Source organism: Rhizobium sp. NZLR11, assembly GCF_019685115.1.
Taxonomy (GTDB): domain Bacteria; phylum Pseudomonadota; class Alphaproteobacteria; order Rhizobiales; family Rhizobiaceae; genus Rhizobium.
In genome coordinates this window covers 51,174-71,027 of the sequence record NZ_JABDWD010000021.1, presented here as the reverse complement: position 1 = coordinate 71,027, position 19,854 = coordinate 51,174, and the positions used below count along the sequence as shown (strand labels likewise).

Genomic DNA, 19,854 nt, shown 5'->3' with positions numbered 1-19,854 from the left:
GGTTTGGCAAGGAGGGATTTGCATCATGACCTTCCAAACCACCGCCCGTGCTCCCGAAACCGCCCGCCGCAACGGCCTCATGCACTCCGGCTCTCGCATCGTGCCGGAAGAAGTGCCGATTGCCTTTTCCTATGGCGGCAGCTCGCATGCGGTGATGATGGCGACGCCCGATGATCTCGAGGATTTCGCCGTCGGTTTCAGTCTGACCGAAGGGATTATCACCGAACGCGCCGAGATAGCGGCCATCGAGATCGTCGAAGGCGAGCAGGGGATCGATGTGCAGGTGAGCCTTGTCGACGACGTCGCGGATCGCCTGCGAGCACGACGCCGCAGCATGGCCGGCCCGGTCGGCTGCGGGCTCTGCGGCATCGAATCGATCGAGCAGGCGGTGCGGCCGGTGCCGGATGTCTCGGCATCGCCGCTGACGCTGTCGCATGCCGATATCGTACGCGCCGTTTCGCTGCTGAACGAGGCACAGCCGCTGCATCGGGAGACCCGGGCGGTACACGGCGCCGGCTTCTATCTCCCGGCCAAGGGATTGGTTGCTGTGCGGGAAGATGTCGGCCGGCACAATGCGCTCGACAAGCTCTGCGGCGCCGTCATCGACGCCGGCGAAAACGGCCGGAACGGCGCCGTCGCCGTAACCAGCCGGCTCTCGGTCGAGATGGTGCAGAAGGCGGCGATCCTTGGTTCTCCCGTGCTCATCGCCATATCCGCACCGACAGCGCTTGCCATCCGCACGGCCGAAGAGGCCGGCATGACGCTCGTCGCCCTGGTGCGCGGCGAGGATTTCGAGATTTTCACCCACCCGCACCGCATCTCGCCCGGAAGCATTGCCGATGTCGCATGATACCAAGACCAAGCTGGTTTACATGGCAAACCAGATCGCCACCTTTTTCAAGAGCCAGCCGGCAAGCGAAGCCGTCGAGGGCGTCGCCACCCATATCAACAAATTCTGGGAGCCGCGCATGCGGCGGCAATTGTTCGAAATCCTGGAGAACCCTGAGAACGGCCTGGATGCACTGGTGCTGCAGGCCGCTCCCTTGATCCGAAAGCCCGCGCCGGAAGCAAACCAGGCCCGGTAGTGTTGATCGGCTCATGCAGGAAGGGGGCAGGGGCACCTGCCTGCGCATCGGCCTCCTGCGGCGTTCTTTACCGCGTATGCCGTGCCGTATGATCAAAGTGCCGCCGTGTGGCGGCACCGTATAATGGCGATGTGCCGGAAGACTGACATCAAAACTCTTCCCAGCTCTGTGCGGCAGTACCGCCGTGTGCTTTTGCGACACGCGAAACCAGATGCAGCGCCGGCGAGCTTGGCTGTCTCGCGTCTAGCCTGCCGGCAGTCTGCTGGGCCTGTATCCGGGTCTGACCGGGCAGCCGGAACCTGGCCAGCAGGAGCCGCAGCATTTCGGCTTCGTTTGCCAGGTTATGGCTGGCGGCGGTGCTTTCCTCGACCATGGCGGCGTTCTGCTGGGTTGCCTGGTCTAGCGTATTGACCGCCTGGTTGATTTCCTTAAGGCCGGTTGCCTGTTCCTTTGAGGCTTCGACGATGGCGACGACGTTGCCGTTGATATCGCCGACCTGTGTGACGATCTGCTCGAGCGCCTTGCCGGTCTGGCCGACGAGGCCGACGCCGTTCTTGACGAGATCGCTCGACGTATTGATCAGCGCCTTGATCTCCTTGGCGGCTTTGGCAGAGCGCTGGGCGAGCTCGCGGACCTCCTGGGCCACCACGGCGAAGCCCTTGCCGGCCTCGCCGGCGCGGGCTGCCTCGACGCCGGCATTCAGCGCCAGGAGGTTGGTCTGGAAGGCGATATCGTCGATGACGCCGATGATGTTGGTGATTTCGCGCGAGGACTGCTCGATCTGGTCCATGGCGGCGACGGCGTTGCGGACCACGACGCCCGACTGCTCGGCGCCCTGCTTGGTCACGGCGACGAGGCGGCCCGCCTCATCGGCGCGGCGGCTGGAATCGTTGACGGTGGTGGTGATCTCCTCCAGCGCGGCTGCGGTCTCTTCGATCGATGCGGCCTGCTGTTCCGTCCGCTTGGAGAAAGAATCCGCCGATCCGCCGATCTCGCTCGAGCCGGCGGCGATCGCACTGGCATTCTCGCCGATCGTCTTCATCGTCTCGGCAAGACCTCTGACCGCGGTATTGAAATCCTGGCGCAATTGCTCCATCGAGGGGACGAAGGGTGTGTCCACCGTCCTCGTCAGATCGCCTTCGGAAAGCTGACGCAGCGCGCCGGCGAGCAGGGATATCGCGCTCATCCGCTGGGTGACGTCGGTTGCGAACTTCACCACCTTGTAGACCTTGCCGTCGGCATCGACGATCGGGTTATAGGCGGCCTGAATCCAGATTTCGCGGCCACCCTTGCCGACACGGACGAATTCGTTGGCGATGAATTCGCCATTGGCGAGACGTCGCCAGAAGCTGCTGTAATCCTCGGTGCGGGTATATGCCGGGTCGCAGAAGATGCTGTGATGTTTGCCGGTGATTTCGGCCAGGGAATATCCCATGGCCTGACAGAAATTTTCATTGGCGGTCAGGATTTCGCCCTTCGGGGTGAATTCGATCACCGCCTGCGAGCGCGAGATCGCTTCGAGCTTGCCGGAATCTTCGACCGCCTGCTTCTTCGCGGCGGTGATATCGGCGGCAAACTTCACCACCTTGTATGGCTTTCCGCCCTTTGAAACAGGGTTATAGGAAGCCTGGATCCATATCTCCCTGTTGCCCTTGGCGAGCCGCTTATAAGCGCCGGCGTCATATTCGCCGCGTCCAAGCCGCGCCCAGAAGGCGCGATATTCGGGCGTCGCTGTATAGGCCGGCTCGCAAAACATGCTGTGATGCTTGCCGACGATCTCGTTCAGACGGTAACCAAGCGCGTTGCAGAAATTCTCATTCGCCGTGAGAATATTTCCCTTGAGATCGAATTCGATGATCGCCTGCGATTTGGAGATGGCGTCAAGAATGTATTTCGAATCGGAGGTAAGACCAAACATTCCTGTCCCTTTGAGATGCACAGCTTTTGCTGTTTCGGCCGGAGAAGCGAGGGGGCGGACAAGGTATGCGGAGCCGGGACGAACCGGTAGTCGGTTATCACTCCCACTGCGCCGGAGACTTATCATCCGTATGCATCACCATGCTGAGGGAGCGTGGTTAAAATTGCGTATAAAAGATATTGCTAATAATATGATGCGACGCTGACACAGCCAATCTGCTCGGGGCGGCAATAAAAAACCGCCCGAAGTGGGCGGTTTTCAATAGTTGAATAGTTTGAGCGGATCACGCGGCCAGTTCGTCTGTTTCGTTTTCCTTGAACATCTTGGCAAGGTTCAGGAAGCAGATCATGCCGTTTTCCGAAGCGATGATGCCTTCACAATAGGCGCGGTCGAAGGACGCGGTCACCTCAGGTACCGGCTGGACCTGGCTGGACGAGATAGTGAGAATATCCGAGACGCGGTCGACGAGCATGCCGATGACCATGCTGTGAACTTCGGCGACGACAATGGCGCTACGCTCGTTGGCAACGGTGCTCTTCATGCCGAGCTTGTAAGCGAGGTCGATGATCGGGATCACCGAGCCGCGCAGGTTCATGACGCCGATGACATCGGCCGGCGCATGCGGGATCGGCGTCGACGGCGCCCAGCCACGGATTTCGCGGATGGTCGTGGTCTTGACGCAGAATTCCTGATCATGCAGGCGGAAGGCAATGATCTCGAGCGTATCGCCGCTGAAGCTAGTGGAATTGATCGTGGCCATAGAATTCTTCCCAACTGTCGTAAGCCAGGGCAGAAGCAGGCGCGCCACCATTGGCACGGACCAGCTTTGCCTTCACACCACGCGATGACTTTGCTTTGTGCGAAGCATCGTTACGGTTATTGACGACAGTAACGGAAGAGTGTTGCCCAAATCTAAATTGGCAGACCAGATTGCAAAGGTTTTCTGCCTCGGGTGGAAGCCGGCGCCTGCAAATGCGTGACCGGCGCCGAACAACTCGACGATCCGGCTCAGGTGATCGTCTTTTCAATCTGCGAGACCGCCCAATCCACCTGCTCCCTTGATATGATCAAGGGCGGGGCGAGGCGGATCGTATGGTCGTGGGTATCCTTGGCGAGAAGGCCGCGCTCCTTCAGCGCATGGCAATATTGCCGTGCGCCGCCGGCTTCGGGTTCCAGCTCGACGGCCATCATCAGGCCGCGGCCGCGCACGTCCCTGACGATGTTCGAACGGATCGACTTGAGGCCTTCGAGGAAATAGTCGCCCATATCAGCGGCGTTCTCGATCATGCCCTCTTCCGTCAGTACCTTCAGGGCGGTGCGCGCCACCGCGCAGGCGAGCGGATTGCCGCCGAAGGTCGAGCCGTGCTGCCCGGGCTTGAGCACACCCAGAACCTCGGAATTGGAAAGCACGGCCGAGACGGGATAGAAGCCGCCGGACAGCGCCTTGCCGATCAGCGTCACATCGGCCTCGATGCCTTCGTGTTCCTCGGCCAGCAGCTTGCCGGTGCGGCCGAGGCCGGTCTGAATCTCGTCGAGAATGAGGGTGACGTTGTTTGCCGTGCAGAGCTCGCGGATGCGGGTGAAATAGCCGGCCGGCGGGATGACGACGCCGGCTTCCCCCTGGATCGGCTCGATCAGGGCGGCCACCGTATTGCCGTTGATTGCGGCGGCGAAAGCCTCGGCATCGCCGAAGGGAATGATGCGGAAACCGGCGGTGTAGGGGCCGAAGCCGGTGCGGGCGTCGGGGTCCGTGGAGAAGCTGATGATGCTCAGCGTCCGGCCATGGAAATTATCGGCGCAGACGATGATCTCCGCCTTGCCTTCCGGTACGCCCTTGACCTCGTATCCCCATTTGCGAACCGCCTTGATGGCAGTTTCCACCGCCTCGGCGCCGGAATTCATCGGCAGGATCTTGTGCGAGCCGGTGAGGGCCGCGAGTTCTTCGTAGAGATAGGCGAGCTGATCGTTGCGGAAGGCGCGGGAGGTGAGTGTCAGCCTGCCCGCCTGCTCGACCATGGCGGCGAGGATCTTCGGATGGCAATGGCCCTGGTTGACGGCGGAGTAGGCCGAGAGGCAATCGAGATAACGATTGCCGTCGGTATCCCAGACATGAACACCTTCACCGCGCGTCAGCACCACGTCGAGCGGCTTGTAGTTGTTGGCGCCGAGCCGCTGTTCGGTGGCGATCAGTTTTTCCGAGGTGTTCATGGTTCTTCCCCTTTTTATGCAGCGCGTGTCGGGCGATCGAAGATGCGGCGGCCGAAGAGGCTTGCCGTCAGCTCCACCAGAATGCGGGCGCTCTTGCCGCGATCGTCGAGAAACGGATTGAGTTCAACGAGATCGAGCGACGAAACGAGGCCGCTGTCCGAAAGCATTTCCATCACCAGATGCGCCTCGCGAAAGGTCGCGCCGCCAGGCACTGTCGTGCCGACGCCGGGGGCGATTTCGGGGTCGAGGAAATCGAGGTCGAGGCTGACATGCAGCAGGCCGTTCGCCTTGGCGACGACACTGACGATCTCTCGCATGATGGCGCCGATGCCCTGCTCGTCGATGGCGCGCATATCAAAAACGTTGACGCCATGTTCGTGGATCTCCTCGCGTTCGCGCGCATCGACCGAACGGATGCCGACCTGGAAGACATTCTTCGGGTCAACGAACGGGCGATCCTTCGGCAGGATCTGGGCAAACTCCGCCTCGCCGCAGAAGAAGGCGACGGGCATGCCGTGAATATTACCGGAGGGCGAGGTGGCCGGGGAATTGAAATCGGTGTGGGCATCGAGCCAAAGCACGAAGAGCGGCCGGCCTTTGCTGGCGGCGTAACGGGCCATGCCGGAGACAGTGCCCATGGAAAGGCTATGGTCGCCGCCGAGGATCAGCGGAAAACGGCCGGAGGCGGCCACGTCGTGGACGCTGCTTTCGAGAGCCCGCGTGAAGGCGCCGACGATCCTAAGATTATGGGCTTTCGGATGGTTCGGCAGATCCATCGCCGGCACGATCCTGAGATCGCCGATGTCGGCGACGTCATGGCCAAGCTCGATCAATGTCTGGTCGACGCCGGCAATGCGCAGGGCCGCAGGCCCCATGGCAGCGCCCCTGCGGCCGGAGCCTTCTTCCAGCGGCGCGCCGATGAGGGTGACAGATTGCGATTGGGCATTCATCTAAGGGGCTCCGTGTTGAGGCCTGTTTGAGGCGATAGTGGGTTAAACGGCTGGCGGCAAAAAGATGGAAAAATGTCAGAAATGGAGTATGATTGCGCATATTGATAAACCACTTTTGACAAAGTGATTAGCGTGGATGATCTCGATACTGAGCTTCTGAGTGCACTTCGCCACAATGCCCGGATTTCCGTCTCCTCGCTTGCGGCGATGACCGGCGCATCGCGGGCAACGGTTGCCGCCCGGATCGACCGGCTGGTCGCCGGCGGCACCATCGTCGGCTTCACCATCCGCACCGGTCACGAGACCCGGTCCGCCGGGGTGCGCGCCATCGTCATGATCGAGGTGCTCGGCAAGCTCGCCGACAGGGTGGCCGATCAGTTGAGGGGGGTGCCGCAAGTGCGCGCGCTTCACAGCACCAACGGCAAATGGGATTTCGTCGCCGAACTCGAGGATCGCGACCTTGCCTCATTCGACGAGACGCTGCGCCGCATCCGGCTGATCAATGGCATCAACTCAACCGAGACCAACATCCTTCTCAAGACGAGCAAGACGGGTTTCTAAGCCGGCTCAATATTCCCGTTCGTAGACGATGCCCGCTTCTCCCGCACCATTGCCGCCGGCAGCGCCGCGCAGTTTGACGCCGCGGCCGACATCGAGGTTGATTATCGCCTTGGCGCCGGCCGAGCCGCCCTGCTGCAATTCGAAATAGGTGCGGTCGTTGAGATAGCGGCCGACGCTGACGCTGGTCTGGCCCTTGGAATCGGTGCTGATGTCGAGATCGTCGACGCCGAGCTGGTTGCGCAGGCCTTCGAAAAGCGAGTTGGAGCGGTTGCCAGCCAGCTGGCTGACGGCGTCGGCGAGCTGGGCGATCTGCACCGGCGAGAGCTTTGACATCGACTGGCCAAAGATCAGCTGCGCCAGCACCTCGTCCTGCGGCAGCTGTGGCGAGGAGGAAAAGGTGATCGCGGGGTCGGTGGCAAGGCCAGCCACGTCGACGGTCAGCGTCGTCGAGCCGGAAGCGGAGGTTGCTTCCATATCGAGCGCCGGCGTCAAGTTGCCGGCAAAGGTGATCCGGCTCTTGTCGGTGAAATCCAGGCGGCGGTTGAGAATGGTCAAGCGACCGCGGCGCATGGTGAAGCCGCCGGTCACGATCGGCGCTGCCGCCGTTCCGCGGATCGTCACACCGCCGCCGAGCTCGGCATCGATGCCGCGGCCGCGCACGAAAATATGCGAGGGCGCGTCGATTTCGAGATCGAGGGTGATCGTCGAGGATTTTTCGCCGGGTTTCCGCTCGCCGTCGTCGCGCAGCTGCGCAAGCACCGCCCGCGGCGCATTCTTATGCCGGATATCGATTTCACTGAGCGAGGTCGGCAATTTTTCTGGGATGGTGATCGAGGTCTTGTCCAGACGAAGCTTGCCGCTCAGCGTCGAATTCATCATCGGCCCGCGCAGGGCGATCGTGCCGTTAACCGTGGAGACGACGAGCGTTCCGTCGACATAGACCGCCTTGTCGAGTTTGATCGAAATGTCGGCGGGAAAGCCACCGGCCGGCTGGATGCCGATGGTGCCGCTTGCCGAAATCGTGCCGCCGCCGCCAACGTTGCCGCTGAGGCGCGAGATCACGGCCTGGCTGCCGTTGAAGCTCACGGTTGCCGCCAGATTGTTGACGGCGAGATTGCGCCGGACGTCGACGAGCTTTGCGCCTGATGTCGAGACGGTGCCGTTGATGACGGGTGCGGCCGCCGTTCCGCCAACCTGCAGATTGACGGTGGCGACGCCGTCGGCGACGAGGCCCTGTTGCGCCAGCGGCGCGCCGAGCACGGCGAAAGGAAGATTGCCGTTGAAGCGCATGTCGATGGCGCGATTGCCTGTGATCACAACACTGCCGCCACCCTTCAGCGACATGCCGGCGTCGCCGGCAAGGCTGGTGTCGACCGTCAGCTTGTTTCCGGCAAGTTTGCCGGATGCACCGATGGTGAATGGCGAAAGGCCGGCGCCTTTTGTCTGGCTCGTCGCGGCGTTCTTCCAGTCGACCTTGAAATCGACTGAGGGCGCCGATAGCGCGCCGGTGGCCTTGACCGTCGCCGAGACCGCGCCCTCGGCTGCAAGGCCCGGAACAAAGCCGTTGGCAATGGCAGCCGGAAGATCGGCAGCGTTGGCCGTGACGTCGATCGACTGGATCGTCGTGCCTGCAATGGCGAGATTGCCGGCGGCCTTAAGCGCAATGCCGCCGCTGCCGTTGAGGGCGGCATCGAAATCGAGCCGGTCACCGGCGTATTTTCCCGTTGCCGTCAGCGCCAGGCGGGAAAGGCCGGCAGCCTTGGTGTGGCTGGTCGCGGCATCCTTCCAGTCGAGCTTGAAATCAACGATCGGATTTGCCGGCGTTCCCGACGTGACGGCGCTCGCCGAAAGCGTGCCATCGGCGCCGAGACCTGGAACGAATGCATTGGCGATATTGGCTGGCAGCGCCGGAATATCGGCATTGATCGAAAGATCCCGGATCGCTGTTCCCGCGATCGTGACACCGCCTGTCGCCTTGGCCAACACCCCGTCTTTGCCGGCGAGGTTGGCATCGAAGTCGACCCTGTCATTGGCGTATTTTCCGGATGCCGCGGCACTCAGGCCGGAAAGGCCGCTGCTTCTGGTCTGAGCGGTTGCGGCGTTCTTCCAGTCGAGCCTGAAATCGACGGCGGGTTTGGGCAGCGCGCCGGAGGCGGATGCCGTTCCGGACACCGTTCCCTCAGCGGCGAGACCGGGGACGAAGTCGTTGGCAAGGGCTGCCGGCAGGTTGTCAAGGTCGGCCTTGACGTCGAGGTTTCGAATCGACGTGCCCGACATGGCGACATTGCCGGTGGCTTTCAGCGAGAGGCCATCCTTGCCGCCGAGATCGGCATCGAAATCGAGCTTGTCGTCGGCAAAGTGTCCCGATGCGGTCAGCGCCAGGCCGGAGAGATGAGCGCTCTTCGTCTGCCGGGTTGCGGCATCGGTCCAGTCGAGCTTGAAGTCGGCATTCGGTGCTGCAGGAGTCCCGGCGGCGGATATCGTGCCTGAGATCGTGCCGCCTGCTTCGAGATCCGGAACGAAGGCGTTGGCGAGAGCGGCCGGAACCTTGGCGATCGCGGCGTCGAGCTTGAGGCTGTCGATCGCCGTGCCGGCAAGCGCGACATTGCCTGCGGCCTTCAGCGACAGGCCATTATCGCCGCTAACTGCCGTATCGAAATCCAGCTTGTTTTCGGCGAATTTTCCCGATGCGGTCACGTCGAGGCTGGCAAGGCCGGCGTGTTTCGTGTGGCTGGTCGCGGCGTTTTTCCAATTGAGGTCGAAATCGGCGGCCGGAGCGGAAAGGGATCCGGTGGCCGAGACCGTTCCGGTAATGGCGCCTTCCGCTGCAAGATCGCCGACGAAGCCGTTGGCGATGCCGGCCGGGACATTGGCCAGTGCGGCGTCGACGTTGACGTTACCGATCGTCGTGCCTGTGATGGCGACATTGCCGTTTGCCCTGAGCGAGAGGCTGTCGGCGCCGCTTGCTGCCGCGTTGAAATCCAGCTTGTTGTCGGCGAATTTTCCGGATGCGGTGACGCCAAGGGCCGCAATGCCGGCACGCTTGGTGTGGCTCGTTGCAGCACCTTTCCAATCAAGGTCGAAATTGGCGGTCGGGGCGGCAAGCGAACCTGCGGCCGAGAGCTTTCCCGAGATCATGCCTTCGGCGGCGAGATCGGCGACGAAGCTATTGGCGATCGCTGCCGGGACATTCGCCAGCGCGGCATCGAGCTTGACGTTGCCGATCGTCGTGCCTGTCATGGCGAGATTGCCGGTTGCGTTTACCGACAGCTTGTCGGCGCCTGATATCGCCGCGTCGAAGTCGAGTTTGTTGTCGGCGAATTTTCCTGAAGCCTTCATCGCGAGATCGGCAAGACCGGCGCGTTTCGACTGGCTGGTCGCAGCATCTTTCCAATCGAGATCGAAATTGGCGGTCGGCGCATTGAGGAGGCCGGCGGCCGAGACCTTTCCGGTAATCGTGCCTTCGGCGGCCAGATCGGGAACGAAACCATTGGCGATGCGGGCCGGCAGATTGACGATATCGGCGTCGACGTCCAGGACCGGCGCCTTCGGGTCGGCGAGTGCGACATTGCCGGCGGCCTTCAGCGAAAGGCCGTCATCTCCCGCGACTGCGGTGTCGAAACCGAGTTTGTTGTCGGCGAATTTTCCGCCGGCGGTGATGCCGAGCGGCCCGATCCCGGCCCCCTTGGTCTGGCCGGTCGTCGCATCCTTCCAGTCGAGCTTGAAGTCGGCAACAGGTGCGGCCGGCGTTCCCGTCACTGCAATCGTTCCGGAAATCGTGCCGCCGGCCGAAAGGTTCGGCACGAAACCGTTGGCAAGCGCTGCCGGCAGTTCGTGGATGTCGGCATCAAGCTTCAGCGTCTCGCCGGCCGAACCGGTGACGCTCACCGTGCCGGTGCCGGTCTTCAGCGTCAGCCCGTTCAGATTGGCGGTGCCGCCGACGATTGCGACCTGTGTCGGTGCCGCGAGTTCGACCGGGATATTGCGCGGGCTGGCCGAGAAGCGATCGAGGTTTACGCCGATCGTGCCGCCTGCCGCCTCGATATTGCCGGCCGCCAGCACCGGATTGCCGTCATAGGCGGCATTGAGATCGAAATCGGTATGGTTCTGCTGCTTGGTAAAGCCGAGCGAAAGGCCGGCAAGCCTGTTCGACCCGGCATTCACCTCGTCGGCCTTGACCGTGCCGTTTACCGCAAGGGCGCTGAGATCGCTGACCGTGACGTCGATATCCGGCTTGACGATAGCAAGCGTATCGCGGCGGATCGAGGCGCCGGTCGCCAGCAGCTTGAGCGCGATCTTGCCACTGTTGCTCGTGACGCCGAGCGAACCCTTGAGGTCGCCGTCGGCCTTCTGTCCGCCGAGTGCAGCGAGCAGGCCGATATTGGGGAAATCGAAGGTCAGTGCGCCTGTCGGCTCCAGGGAGGGCGAGAATTCGACATTGCCGGTCAGCCGGTTGCCGCCGATATCGGCGGTCAGCGCCGGAAGGATAATGCTGCCGTCCTGCGAACTGATGTCGCCGTTGATGCCGATCGGCTGGCCGTCGATCGTGCCGGTGGCGGCGATCCTGCCCTGCGGCGCCTTAGGATCGGCGACACCCGACAGGTCGATATTGAGATTGCCGAGCGTGCGGTCGGCCATATGCAGGCTGGCGGCCTTGAGATTGGCCGTCACGGAGATTGTGGGAAGCTCACCGCCAACTCTCAACGCATAAGCCGCTCCACCGATGGCGCCGGGGATCAGCTTGCCGACGTCAGGCAGCCGGCCGGAGAGATCGGCATTCAACATCGAGCCGTCGAGCACCACGCTGCCGGCGGCCTCAAGCGTGCCGGACTTGAGCACGAGGTTGGACAACGCGAATTTCGACGGGATGGTGCCGACGACCTGGCTTTCGAGCGAGATCGGTCCGTCGAACCTGGCCGTCACCGCAGCCGGCAGGGCTGTCGGTGCGATGGTGAGCTTGGCGTTGCCGGTCAGCACTTGGTCCGTCAGCCGATAGGAGCCGTTGAGGCTGCCGTTGATATTGGCGCTTTCGACGGTGGTGCCGTTGAAGCCGATGCTGCCGGGCGTTATCTGCAGAGGCGAGGCGATCGTGACCGGGCCCTGGACGGCGCGATTGAGGTTCGGCTCTGCAAAGGTCGCGTCGCCGGCAACGAGGCGCAGCTGGATGCTGCCGGAACGGGCGGCGAGATTGAAGGCGTCGCTTTTTGCCGTCAGCTTGACATTGCCGATATCGGCCTGAGGCAAGGTTGCGGTATCGAGCGAGCCGCTGACATTCAACCGGGCCGCCTGCGCATCGCCGGTCAGGCCCAGGTTGAGGCCCGATATCAGGAAACGCGCTTCGCCTTCGGCGAGCGGCCAGCGGAAATCGACAGGCCCCGACGTGCCGAGCAGATTGGCGTTCAGGCTGTTGTTGCCGGCCGGATCGAGGGTGCCTGAGGCGGCGATGACGACGCTGCCGGTGGCGATATTGCCGGTCTGGATATCGATCTTGCCGTGGTTGTCGAAGGTGGTGGCAAGATCGATATTGGTCTGGCCGGCAAAAAGCGGCCGGAAAGCCGAGGGAAGCAGCGAGCTCAGGTCGCCGCCGCCCTTGAGGTCGAGATGGTGCAGTCCGTCTGCGCTGATCTGATGCCGGCCTTCGATTGCGGCGCGCTGCTGTCCGTCGAGGGCCGCCTGCAATTTGCCTTTCCAGTCGGATATCGGTCCTTGGCCGTCGAGATCGATGTTGACGGCAGGATCATCAGGCAGGCCAAGAAAGCCCGCCAGCAGCCCACCCTTAGGTTCAGACAGCTGCGCCTTCAGCCGCAGCCGGTTTTCGGCTGGCGCATAGGCGATGTCGGCGGCGAGCCGCGCATCCGGGACGTCATGACGGCTGACATTGACGACCGCCTCGCCGCCATCGCCGTTCGCTGAAAGACTGCCTTCGGCAGCAAGCGCAAAAGCGCGCCCGGCAAAGGGTGCGGCCAGTTTGATGTCGGGCAGCGCGACGCGGTCGATGTCGACCTTGATCGGGAGGCTGAAACCGCCGGCATTTTCTGCTCCGGGCCGCGAGGGCAGGGTGCGCACCGGCTCGCGCAGCACGTCGATCGTTTCGATTTCGAAACGTTTGGCATGGAAGGTTCCAGTCAGCAGCGCCAGCGGATTCCAGTCGATCGCGATGCCATGAATTTCCGCAAACACGCCTCTGGTGTCGGAGATCGAGATCTCTGCGGCGCGAAGCCCGCCGGTCAAAAGGCCTTGCGGTTCACGCACGGTAATCGTCATGTCCCGGTTGGAAAGCGTGGAGGCTATCTTTTCGGTGACGATGCGGGCGCCAAAGGCGGTGAAGCCGAAGATCGCAAGTGCCATGACGGCAAGAATCAAGAACGCGCCCACGCCATAGGCGGTGAGCCGTAGGATCCAGTTGACGATTTTTGCCAGCGTTTGCATCGGCGCGGACACTACCCCGTTTTCATGATGGCTCACAAATCGGAATCGGCAATTCTAGAGCATGATGCCGAAAAGTGTGAGCGGTTTTCGGACGACATCATGCTCTAACTCTTTAATGTAGAACAGGATTCAGATTTTGGGCCGACCGGGCCTAAAATCATCCTGTTCTAGAAGGATTGGCCGATGCCGGCGTAGATTCCATAATCTGTGCCATCTTCGTACTTGTTCAACGGCATGGCAAAATCAAGCCGCAGCGGGCCGAAAGGCGTCGCATATCGTATCCCGGCGCCGGCGCCGGCGCGGATATCGGAAAAGCCGGGAAAGGTGCTGTCCGATACCGTGCCGACATCGATGAAAGGCACGATGCCGATCGTATCGGTGATCTTGATGCGGGCCTCCAGCGAACCGGTCACATAGGAGCGGCCGCCGGTCGGATCGCCATTGTCGTTATAGGGCGAGATTTCCTGATAGCTGTATCCGCGCACCGAGCCGCCGCCGCCGGCAAAGAAGCGCTGCGTGGCGGGAATGTTCTCGATGCCGCCGCCGCCGATCAGGACACCGGCGGCGACCTTGCCGGCCAGCACCACGCCGTCCTCGGCGCCGAACGGCAGATAGCCGGAGATCGAGCCCTGGAATGCCGCATAGGGCGTGGCGTTGAAGATCTCGTAACCGGGCTTAGCCGAAAATGTCGCGCGATAGCCCTCGGTCGGGTTGAACTTGTCGTCGCGTGCGTCGCGGTCATATTGCAGCGGCAGGGTGAAGGTCAGATAGTCGTTGGTGCCGAAGGCGTCGTCGTCGCGTTCCCAGCTGACCTCGCCGCTCGCCGAGATCGTGTCCCGGTCGGTCAGCTCGTAAGACAGGCCGAGCGAGGCGGTGACGAGCGTTGCATTATAGGCATCCGGATTTTCGGTCTTGGCAACGATGCCGGCCTTCAGCGTCGCGGCCGGGAAGAAAGCGCCGGGCTTGGTGAAAAGGATACCGGCGGAATAGTCGAGGTTGCCGACATCCGTGGTTTCGCCAAGCCGCGAGACCGAGCCCTCGATCCGCAGCGTTTCGGCTTCGCCGAACAGATTGCGGTGGCCCCAATAGCCCTGAACGCCGAAGCCGTCGGTGGTCGAATATTGGGCGCCGACGCCGAAATAGCGCCGCTTGCCTTCGGAGACCTCGATCGTCATCGGCAAGGTGCCATCCGGCGCCAGCGCATCGGCTTCATGAATGGTGACGCTTGAAAAGACGCCGAGGGCGCGAAGCCGCTCGCCGGCTTTCTTCAGCGTCTCCGGGGAATAGGCTTCGCCCTTGTCGAGCCGGGAATAACGCTGGATGAAACCTGGCTTGACGGTCTTCTCGCCGGTGATGCCGACATCGCCGATCGGGGCGACCGGGCCACCTTCGGCCGCAAGCACGATATCGACGGTATCGCTGTTGTGATCGGCGACGACCTTGCGTTCGGTCAGCTTGGCAAACGGCCGGCCCTCGCTCTTCAACTGCTCGACGATCTTGTCGCCGGCCTTGATGATGGCAAGCGAGCCGGCCTGAGCGCCCGGAGCCAGATCGTAATCGGCGGGATTGTGGTTTGCGGCATCGCCGCCGAACTGCACCTCCCTGACCTTGAAGATCGGGCCGGGCGCAATGTCGACGGTGACCGGGACCGGCGCGGACCGGTCGAATGTCGGGTTGGGCGGCAGGTCGTCGATATTCTTGCCGTCGATGGTGATCGTCACCACGCCGCCATAACGGGCTTTTTCATACAGGGTGGCGATCAGCCGCTCACGGTCGTCGCGGGCCTTGACGACGACGCCGAGATCGCCCGAAACCGGCTGCTTCTGGTCACCGACAAGACGGGAACTGTTTTCCAGCGCTTCTTTCAGGTCGGGATCGGCGGTATCGGCCTTCAGGTCGACATGGTAGCGCACCGGATCGGGCACCTGTTGACCTTCGTCTTCGTCCTTGCCGAAGATGGTGATGCCGAAAAGCTTGAAGGCGTAAGCGTCGCCGATCAGGACCGGTGAGAACGCAGCTGCCGCTGCGACCACCATCATGGTGCCTGTTCGCCGATACGCAGTACCTGTTTTCGGGCTTGTCCCTCTAATCCGCATACGCCGCTTTTGGTTACGTCTACAATGAAGCTTCGTTGCCCAGCCGTGAACAGCTTAGCGACAAAAACGCGCGGGGTGTACCATTTTAAATTGCCCGCGCTCTAATTTAGTACAAAAAATCCCGGAGGTGTGTCCGGGATTTCCTGAATGTGACGGTTTGTAAGGGGTTCTCAGCGCGGGCAGCTATCAATGTAGCGGCGGCCGTAGCGGTCGCGATAGTAGCACTGGCCGGGCTGTTCGGCGACGCTGCCGATCAGCGCGCCGGATACGCCGCCGATAGCGGCGCCGACCGCAGCGCCACGAACATTGCCGGTGACTACACCGCCGATGACGGCGCCTGAGGCAGCGCCGATGCCGGCGCCCTGTTGGGTCGGCGTGCAGCTTGCGATCGACAGTCCGACCAATGCGAGTATGACAGCTTTCTTCATCTTTTTTTCTCCGAGGTTGTTGCCCAACGGGCAAAGGTCGTCCCTTTTATTTTTCTCAGGCTAGACCGAAAACTATGTCGGAAGAAAGGGTTGTCCACCGGCGCGCCGATTTTTTTGCGATACCGGCCGTCGTCGTGCTTGCGGCGATCGGCAAACTCTGCCGGGTCTGCCGGATCAATTTCATTGATCGCCACATGCAGATTTTTTATCTGGAATCATTCAAAAAACTGGGCCATTTGCCGCAGTTGATGGTAAAGCAAAGGGTAAGCATTGACGCGCGGACGTCCGGTCGGCAAGAACGGCCGCGCGATACTGGAGCATAAGATGGATTTCGAAGCGTTTTTCAAAAACGAGCTAGACGGGCTGCATGCCGAGGGCCGCTACCGCGTTTTTGCCGATCTCGAGCGCCACCGCGGTAATTTCCCGCGCGCGACGCGCCATACGGCCGATGGCGAAAAAGAAGTCACGGTCTGGTGCTCCAACGATTATCTCGGCATGGGCCAGAACCCGAAGGTGATCGAGGCGATGAAAAGCGCCATCGACCACTGTGGCGCGGGTGCGGGAGGCACCCGGAATATTTCTGGCACCACCCACTATCACGTCATGCTCGAACGTGAACTTGCCGATCTGCACGCCAAGGAATCGGCACTGATCTTCACCTCGGGCTATGTGTCCAACTGGGCGGCACTCGGCACGCTCGGCGCCAAAATTCCCGGCCTGATCATCTTCTCCGACGCGCTGAACCATGCCTCGATGATCGAGGGCATCCGTCATGCCAAGTGCGACAAGGTGATCTGGAAGCACAATGACGTCGCCGATCTCGAAGCCAGGCTTAAGGCCGCCGATCCGAAGGCGCCGAAGCTGATTGCCTTCGAAAGCGTCTATTCGATGGATGGCGATATCGCCCCGATCAAGGAAATCTGCGACCTCGCCGACAAATACGGCGCGATGACCTATCTCGACGAAGTGCATGCGGTCGGCATGTACGGCCCGCGCGGCGGCGGCATAGCCGAGCGCGAGGGGCTGATGGACCGGCTGACGGTGATCGAGGGCACGCTCGGCAAGGCTTTCGGGGTGATGGGCGGCTATATCGCCGCGTCGGCAGCCCTTTGCGATTTCATCCGCTCGTTTGCCTCGGGCTTCATCTTCACCACGGCGCTGCCGCCGGCGCTTGCCGCCGGTGCGGTCGCCTCGATCCAGCACCTGAAGGTCAGCCAGTTCGAGCGCGCCCGCCATCAGGACCGGGTCCGCAAGCTCAGGGCGCTGCTCGATCAGCGCGGCATTCCGCATGTGCCCAATCCGAGCCATATCGTGCCGGTGCTGGTCGGCGATGCGGCCAAGTGCAAGTGGATCTCCGACCTGTTGCTCGACAATTGCGGCGTCTATGTCCAGCCGATCAACTATCCCACCGTGCCGAAGAAGACCGAGCGGCTACGCATCACCCCGACGCCGCTGCATTCCGACGCCGATATCGCCCATCTGGTCGAGGCGCTGCATTCGCTCTGGTCGCGCTGCGCGCTGGCAAGGCACGTCGCCTGATTTTTCGATGATCGCTCCGTCATAGTTCAGGACCTCCCATTGGAGGTCCTGACTGCGATCGTCCTGTTTCCGCAAGGGCGCCCCTGCAACTTCCCTGCGCCCGCCTGGAATTTCACTCGCGCTGCTTAGGTCTCAAGACCACGATATATCACCATCGGTTCGATCGATGCGCTCGGATCCTCCTTTGCGTTTGCACTTATCCGCGCACGGTCTTTCCCTGATCCGGATCTCCCGGTTTGCGTGAGAAAACCTTTTCTCACTTGACACAGCAGTTGGTAAAAGCTTTTCTCAAGCCACTTCAGAAGGAGGAAACTCTGAACATAGCGGGAGGAAAAAGAGGCAGGATCACCATCCATGAGGTGGCCTCGGCTGCCGGGGTGAGCATTTCGACGGCGTCGAAGGCGCTCAATGACACCGGCCGGATGGGCGCGGAAACGCGCGAGCGGGTGAAGCGGATCGCCGGCGAAATCGGCTATCGGCCGAATGCGCTGGCGAGAGGGCTTCTCAGCAAACGCAGCTTCACTATCGGGCTCTTGACCAACGACACCTACGGCCGTTTCACCCTGCCTGTGATGGCGGGTATTTCGGACGCTCTGGTCGATCATGGGGTTTCGGTTTTCCTCTGCGCCATCGAGGACGATCCGGCGCTCGCCCAGATCCATGTCGATGCGATGCTCGACAAGCAGGTCGATGGCATCATCGCCACGGGAAAGCGGCTGGACAGGCGTCTGCCTGTCGATCTGTCGAACTTGCATGTGCCTGTCGTCTACGCCTTCACCGAGGGGACGCAGAACAGCGTTACCTTCCGTTCGGACGACGAACAGGGCGCGAGACTGGCGGTGGAATGGCTGGCCAAGGTCGGGCGGCGGCGGATTGCGCATATCACCGGGCCGGAAGAGTTCTTTTCGGTGCGCGAGCGGGCCGGCGCCTACCATGCGGTGGCAGGCCACCGCGAGCCGGTGCTCTACGGCGTCTGGTCGGAAAGCTGGGGCCACGAGGCGGTGGAGCAGCTTTGGCAGAGGCCGGGAGAAAAGCCCGACGCACTGTTCTGCGGCAATGACCAGATTGCCCGTGGTGCCGCCGATGCGCTGCGCGAGCGCGGCGTCAAGGTGCCGCAGGATGTCTCGGTGATCGGCTTCGACAATTGGGAGATTGTCGCGGCCCAGACCCGGCCGCCGCTGACGACGGTGGATATGGAGTTGAAGGAGCTCGGGCGGCAGGCCGGATTGACGGTGTTGGCGCTTGCGGAAGGACGGCCGGTCGAGCCGGGCGTGCGGAAATTGCCGTGCCGGCTGATCGTCCGGCAGTCATGCGGGGGTAAGACCTCGAGGGAATGAGCAAAGGCGCAGGGAGATGCGCCATATCGGGAGGAGTGTCATGATCAAGCGTCTTTTGGCGGCGACCAGCATCGCCAGTCTATGTCTGTTTTCGGCTGCGTCGGCGGCTGAAAATGTCGAAATGTGGGTTCGATCCGGCATCGGCGACGCCTTCAAGAAAGTCGTCGAAGCCTATAATTCCGGCCATGAGAACAAGGTCGTGATGACCGAGGTGCCGTTCTCCGAACTGGTGCAGAAATATGCGACGGCGATTGCCGGCGGGCAGGCGCCGGACGCGCTGTCGATGGATCTGATCTATAATCCTGCCTTTGCTGCCGCCGGCCAGCTGGAGGACCTGACGGACTGGGCAAAATCGCTGCCCTATTTCAACTCGCTATCGCCGTCGCATGTCCGCCTCGGCACCTATCAGGACAAGATTTACGGCCTGCCGCTTTCGGTGGAGACATCGGTCTTTGCCTGGAACAAGGATCTCTACAAGAAAGCCGGTCTCGACCCGGAAAAGGCGCCGGCCAACTGGGATGAAATCACCGCCAACGCCGAGAAGATCCGGGCGCTCGGTGACGATACCTACGGCTTCTATTTCTCCGGCGGCGGCTGCGGCGGCTGCATGATCTTCACCTTCACGCCGCTCACCTGGGGTGCGGGCGCCGATATCCTGTCGGCCGACAGCAAAAAGGCGACGCTCGATACGCCGCAGATGCGTAAGGCCGTCGATATCTACCGCAACATGATCAAGAAGGACCTGGTGCCGGCGGGTGCCGCCAGCGACACCGGCGCCAATTTCCTGACCTTCACCAATGGCAAGATCGGCCAGCAGACCCTCGGCGCCTTTGCCATCGGCACGCTGGTGACCGAGCATCCCGATATCAATTTCGGCGTGACCCTCATTCCGGGCGTCGATGGCAAGCCGTCGTCCTTTGCCGGCGGCGACAATTTCGTCATCACCAAGGGCACGAAGAAGATCGACGCGGTGAAGGGCTTCCTCGAATATGTCTATTCGGAGGACGGCCAGAAGATCATGGCAAAGTACGGCAGCCTGCCGACACGCGGCGATATCGCCGACAAGGTGCTGCAAGGTCTCGACCCGCGCATGCAGGTCGGCCTCAAAGCGATCAGTGTGGCCAAGACCCCCTATACGCTGCAGTTCAACGACCTGATCAACAGCGCCAACGGGCCGTGGGCGAGCTTCACCAACGCCGCGATCTTCGGCGACGATGTCGACGGCGCGTTTTCGAGCGCCCAGTCGGAAATGCAATCGATCATCGATAGCGGCCAATAACTCTCTCCCGGCCGCGGCCGGGGA

General features: G+C 62.0%; 14 protein-coding genes. 6 read left to right on the top strand and 8 right to left on the bottom strand.

Annotated features, from left to right (window positions below):
- Positions 1-25: 25 nt before the first annotated feature.
- Together fdhD and HJB83_RS27780 are read left to right on the top strand one after the other, a co-directional pair.
- Positions 26-850, top strand: coding sequence for a formate dehydrogenase accessory sulfurtransferase FdhD (fdhD, locus tag HJB83_RS27785; protein WP_164007760.1), 825 nt, complete (start codon positions 26-28; stop codon positions 848-850).
- Positions 840-1,085 carry a formate dehydrogenase subunit delta gene (locus HJB83_RS27780; RefSeq protein ID WP_164007762.1) on the top strand — a complete coding sequence of 82 codons (246 nt, stop codon included), beginning with the start codon at positions 840-842 and terminating at the stop codon, positions 1,083-1,085. The genes fdhD and HJB83_RS27780 overlap by 11 nt, the downstream gene beginning before the upstream one ends.
- A 148-nt stretch (positions 1,086-1,233) precedes the next feature.
- Here the strand turns inward: HJB83_RS27780 and HJB83_RS27775 are convergent, their stop codons facing one another.
- The 4 genes from HJB83_RS27775 to rocF form a co-directional block, all read right to left on the bottom strand.
- Entirely contained in the window at positions 1,234-3,003 is a 1,770-nt protein-coding gene (locus tag HJB83_RS27775; RefSeq protein WP_221131684.1) for a PAS domain-containing methyl-accepting chemotaxis protein, read from the bottom strand.
- Between the two features lie 283 nt (positions 3,004-3,286).
- Positions 3,287-3,763 carry a chemotaxis protein CheW gene (locus HJB83_RS27770; RefSeq protein WP_007632607.1) on the bottom strand — a complete coding sequence of 159 codons (477 nt, stop codon included), beginning with the start codon at positions 3,761-3,763 and terminating at the stop codon, positions 3,287-3,289.
- Between the two features lie 248 nt (positions 3,764-4,011).
- Positions 4,012-5,211 carry an ornithine--oxo-acid transaminase gene (gene rocD / locus HJB83_RS27765; protein WP_207582050.1) on the bottom strand — a complete coding sequence of 400 codons (1,200 nt, stop codon included), beginning with the start codon at positions 5,209-5,211 and terminating at the stop codon, positions 4,012-4,014.
- Positions 5,212-5,225: 14 nt separating this feature from the next.
- A complete protein-coding gene (gene rocF, locus HJB83_RS27760; RefSeq protein WP_221131685.1) occupies positions 5,226-6,161 on the bottom strand; it encodes an arginase in 936 nt (311 codons plus the stop codon).
- Between the two features lie 123 nt (positions 6,162-6,284).
- Here rocF and HJB83_RS27755 point away from each other — a divergent pair, with 123 nt between their 5' ends.
- On the top strand, positions 6,285-6,722 hold the full coding sequence (locus HJB83_RS27755) for an Lrp/AsnC family transcriptional regulator (protein ID WP_207582048.1): 438 nt from the start codon (positions 6,285-6,287) through the stop codon (positions 6,720-6,722).
- A gap of 6 nt (positions 6,723-6,728) precedes the next feature.
- On the opposite strand, the gene HJB83_RS27750 is transcribed toward HJB83_RS27755, so the two are convergent.
- The 4 genes from HJB83_RS27750 to HJB83_RS27735 all read right to left on the bottom strand — a co-directional run bounded on the left by HJB83_RS27750 (position 6,729) and on the right by HJB83_RS27735 (position 15,869).
- On the bottom strand, positions 6,729-13,151 hold the full coding sequence (locus tag HJB83_RS27750) for a translocation/assembly module TamB domain-containing protein (protein ID WP_221159693.1): 6,423 nt from the start codon (positions 13,149-13,151) through the stop codon (positions 6,729-6,731).
- 167 nt (positions 13,152-13,318) lie between these two features.
- On the bottom strand, positions 13,319-15,247 hold the full coding sequence (locus HJB83_RS27745) for an autotransporter assembly complex family protein (protein ID WP_207582047.1): 1,929 nt from the start codon (positions 15,245-15,247) through the stop codon (positions 13,319-13,321).
- 170 nt (positions 15,248-15,417) lie between these two features.
- Complete coding sequence (locus HJB83_RS27740) at positions 15,418-15,675, bottom strand: YMGG-like glycine zipper-containing protein (RefSeq protein WP_007632613.1); 258 nt, start codon at positions 15,673-15,675, stop codon at positions 15,418-15,420.
- Positions 15,672-15,869, bottom strand: a complete 198-nt coding sequence (locus HJB83_RS27735) for a hypothetical protein (RefSeq protein WP_221131686.1) — start codon at positions 15,867-15,869, stop codon at positions 15,672-15,674. The genes HJB83_RS27740 and HJB83_RS27735 overlap by 4 nt, the downstream gene beginning before the upstream one ends.
- 130 nt (positions 15,870-15,999) lie before the next feature.
- On the opposite strand from HJB83_RS27735, the gene hemA reads away from it, so the two are divergent.
- The 3 genes from hemA to HJB83_RS27720 all read left to right on the top strand — a co-directional run bounded on the left by hemA (position 16,000) and on the right by HJB83_RS27720 (position 19,830).
- Positions 16,000-17,214 (top strand): 5-aminolevulinate synthase, encoded by a 1,215-nt coding sequence (gene hemA, locus HJB83_RS27730; protein WP_207584391.1) that lies wholly within the window; start codon positions 16,000-16,002, stop codon positions 17,212-17,214.
- Positions 17,215-17,573: 359 nt separating this feature from the next.
- Positions 17,574-18,551 (top strand): LacI family DNA-binding transcriptional regulator, encoded by a 978-nt coding sequence (locus HJB83_RS27725; RefSeq protein WP_207584390.1) that lies wholly within the window; start codon positions 17,574-17,576, stop codon positions 18,549-18,551.
- A gap of 40 nt (positions 18,552-18,591) precedes the next feature.
- Positions 18,592-19,830, top strand: coding sequence for a sugar ABC transporter substrate-binding protein (locus tag HJB83_RS27720; RefSeq protein WP_207582045.1), 1,239 nt, complete (start codon positions 18,592-18,594; stop codon positions 19,828-19,830).
- Positions 19,831-19,854: the final 24 nt, after the last annotated feature.

What these genes read in the sequence shown, in the direction of transcription:
- HJB83_RS27745 (WP_207582047.1), bottom strand. Translation starts at nt 15,247, where the DNA reads ATGCGGATTAGAGGGACAAGCCCGAAAACAGGTACTGCGTATCGGCGA.
- HJB83_RS27720 (WP_207582045.1), top strand. Translation starts at nt 18,592, where the DNA reads ATGATCAAGCGTCTTTTGGCGGCGACCAGCATCGCCAGTCTATGTCTG.
- HJB83_RS27775 (WP_221131684.1), bottom strand. Translation starts at nt 3,003, where the DNA reads ATGTTTGGTCTTACCTCCGATTCGAAATACATTCTTGACGCCATCTCC.
- HJB83_RS27780 (WP_164007762.1), top strand. Translation starts at nt 840, where the DNA reads ATGTCGCATGATACCAAGACCAAGCTGGTTTACATGGCAAACCAGATC.
- rocF (WP_221131685.1), bottom strand. Translation starts at nt 6,161, where the DNA reads ATGAATGCCCAATCGCAATCTGTCACCCTCATCGGCGCGCCGCTGGAA.
- HJB83_RS27750 (WP_221159693.1), bottom strand. Translation starts at nt 13,151, where the DNA reads ATGCAAACGCTGGCAAAAATCGTCAACTGGATCCTACGGCTCACCGCC.
- HJB83_RS27770 (WP_007632607.1), bottom strand. Translation starts at nt 3,763, where the DNA reads ATGGCCACGATCAATTCCACTAGCTTCAGCGGCGATACGCTCGAGATC.
- fdhD (WP_164007760.1), top strand. Translation starts at nt 26, where the DNA reads ATGACCTTCCAAACCACCGCCCGTGCTCCCGAAACCGCCCGCCGCAAC.
- hemA (WP_207584391.1), top strand. Translation starts at nt 16,000, where the DNA reads ATGGATTTCGAAGCGTTTTTCAAAAACGAGCTAGACGGGCTGCATGCC.
- rocD (WP_207582050.1), bottom strand. Translation starts at nt 5,211, where the DNA reads ATGAACACCTCGGAAAAACTGATCGCCACCGAACAGCGGCTCGGCGCC.
- HJB83_RS27740 (WP_007632613.1), bottom strand. Translation starts at nt 15,675, where the DNA reads ATGAAGAAAGCTGTCATACTCGCATTGGTCGGACTGTCGATCGCAAGC.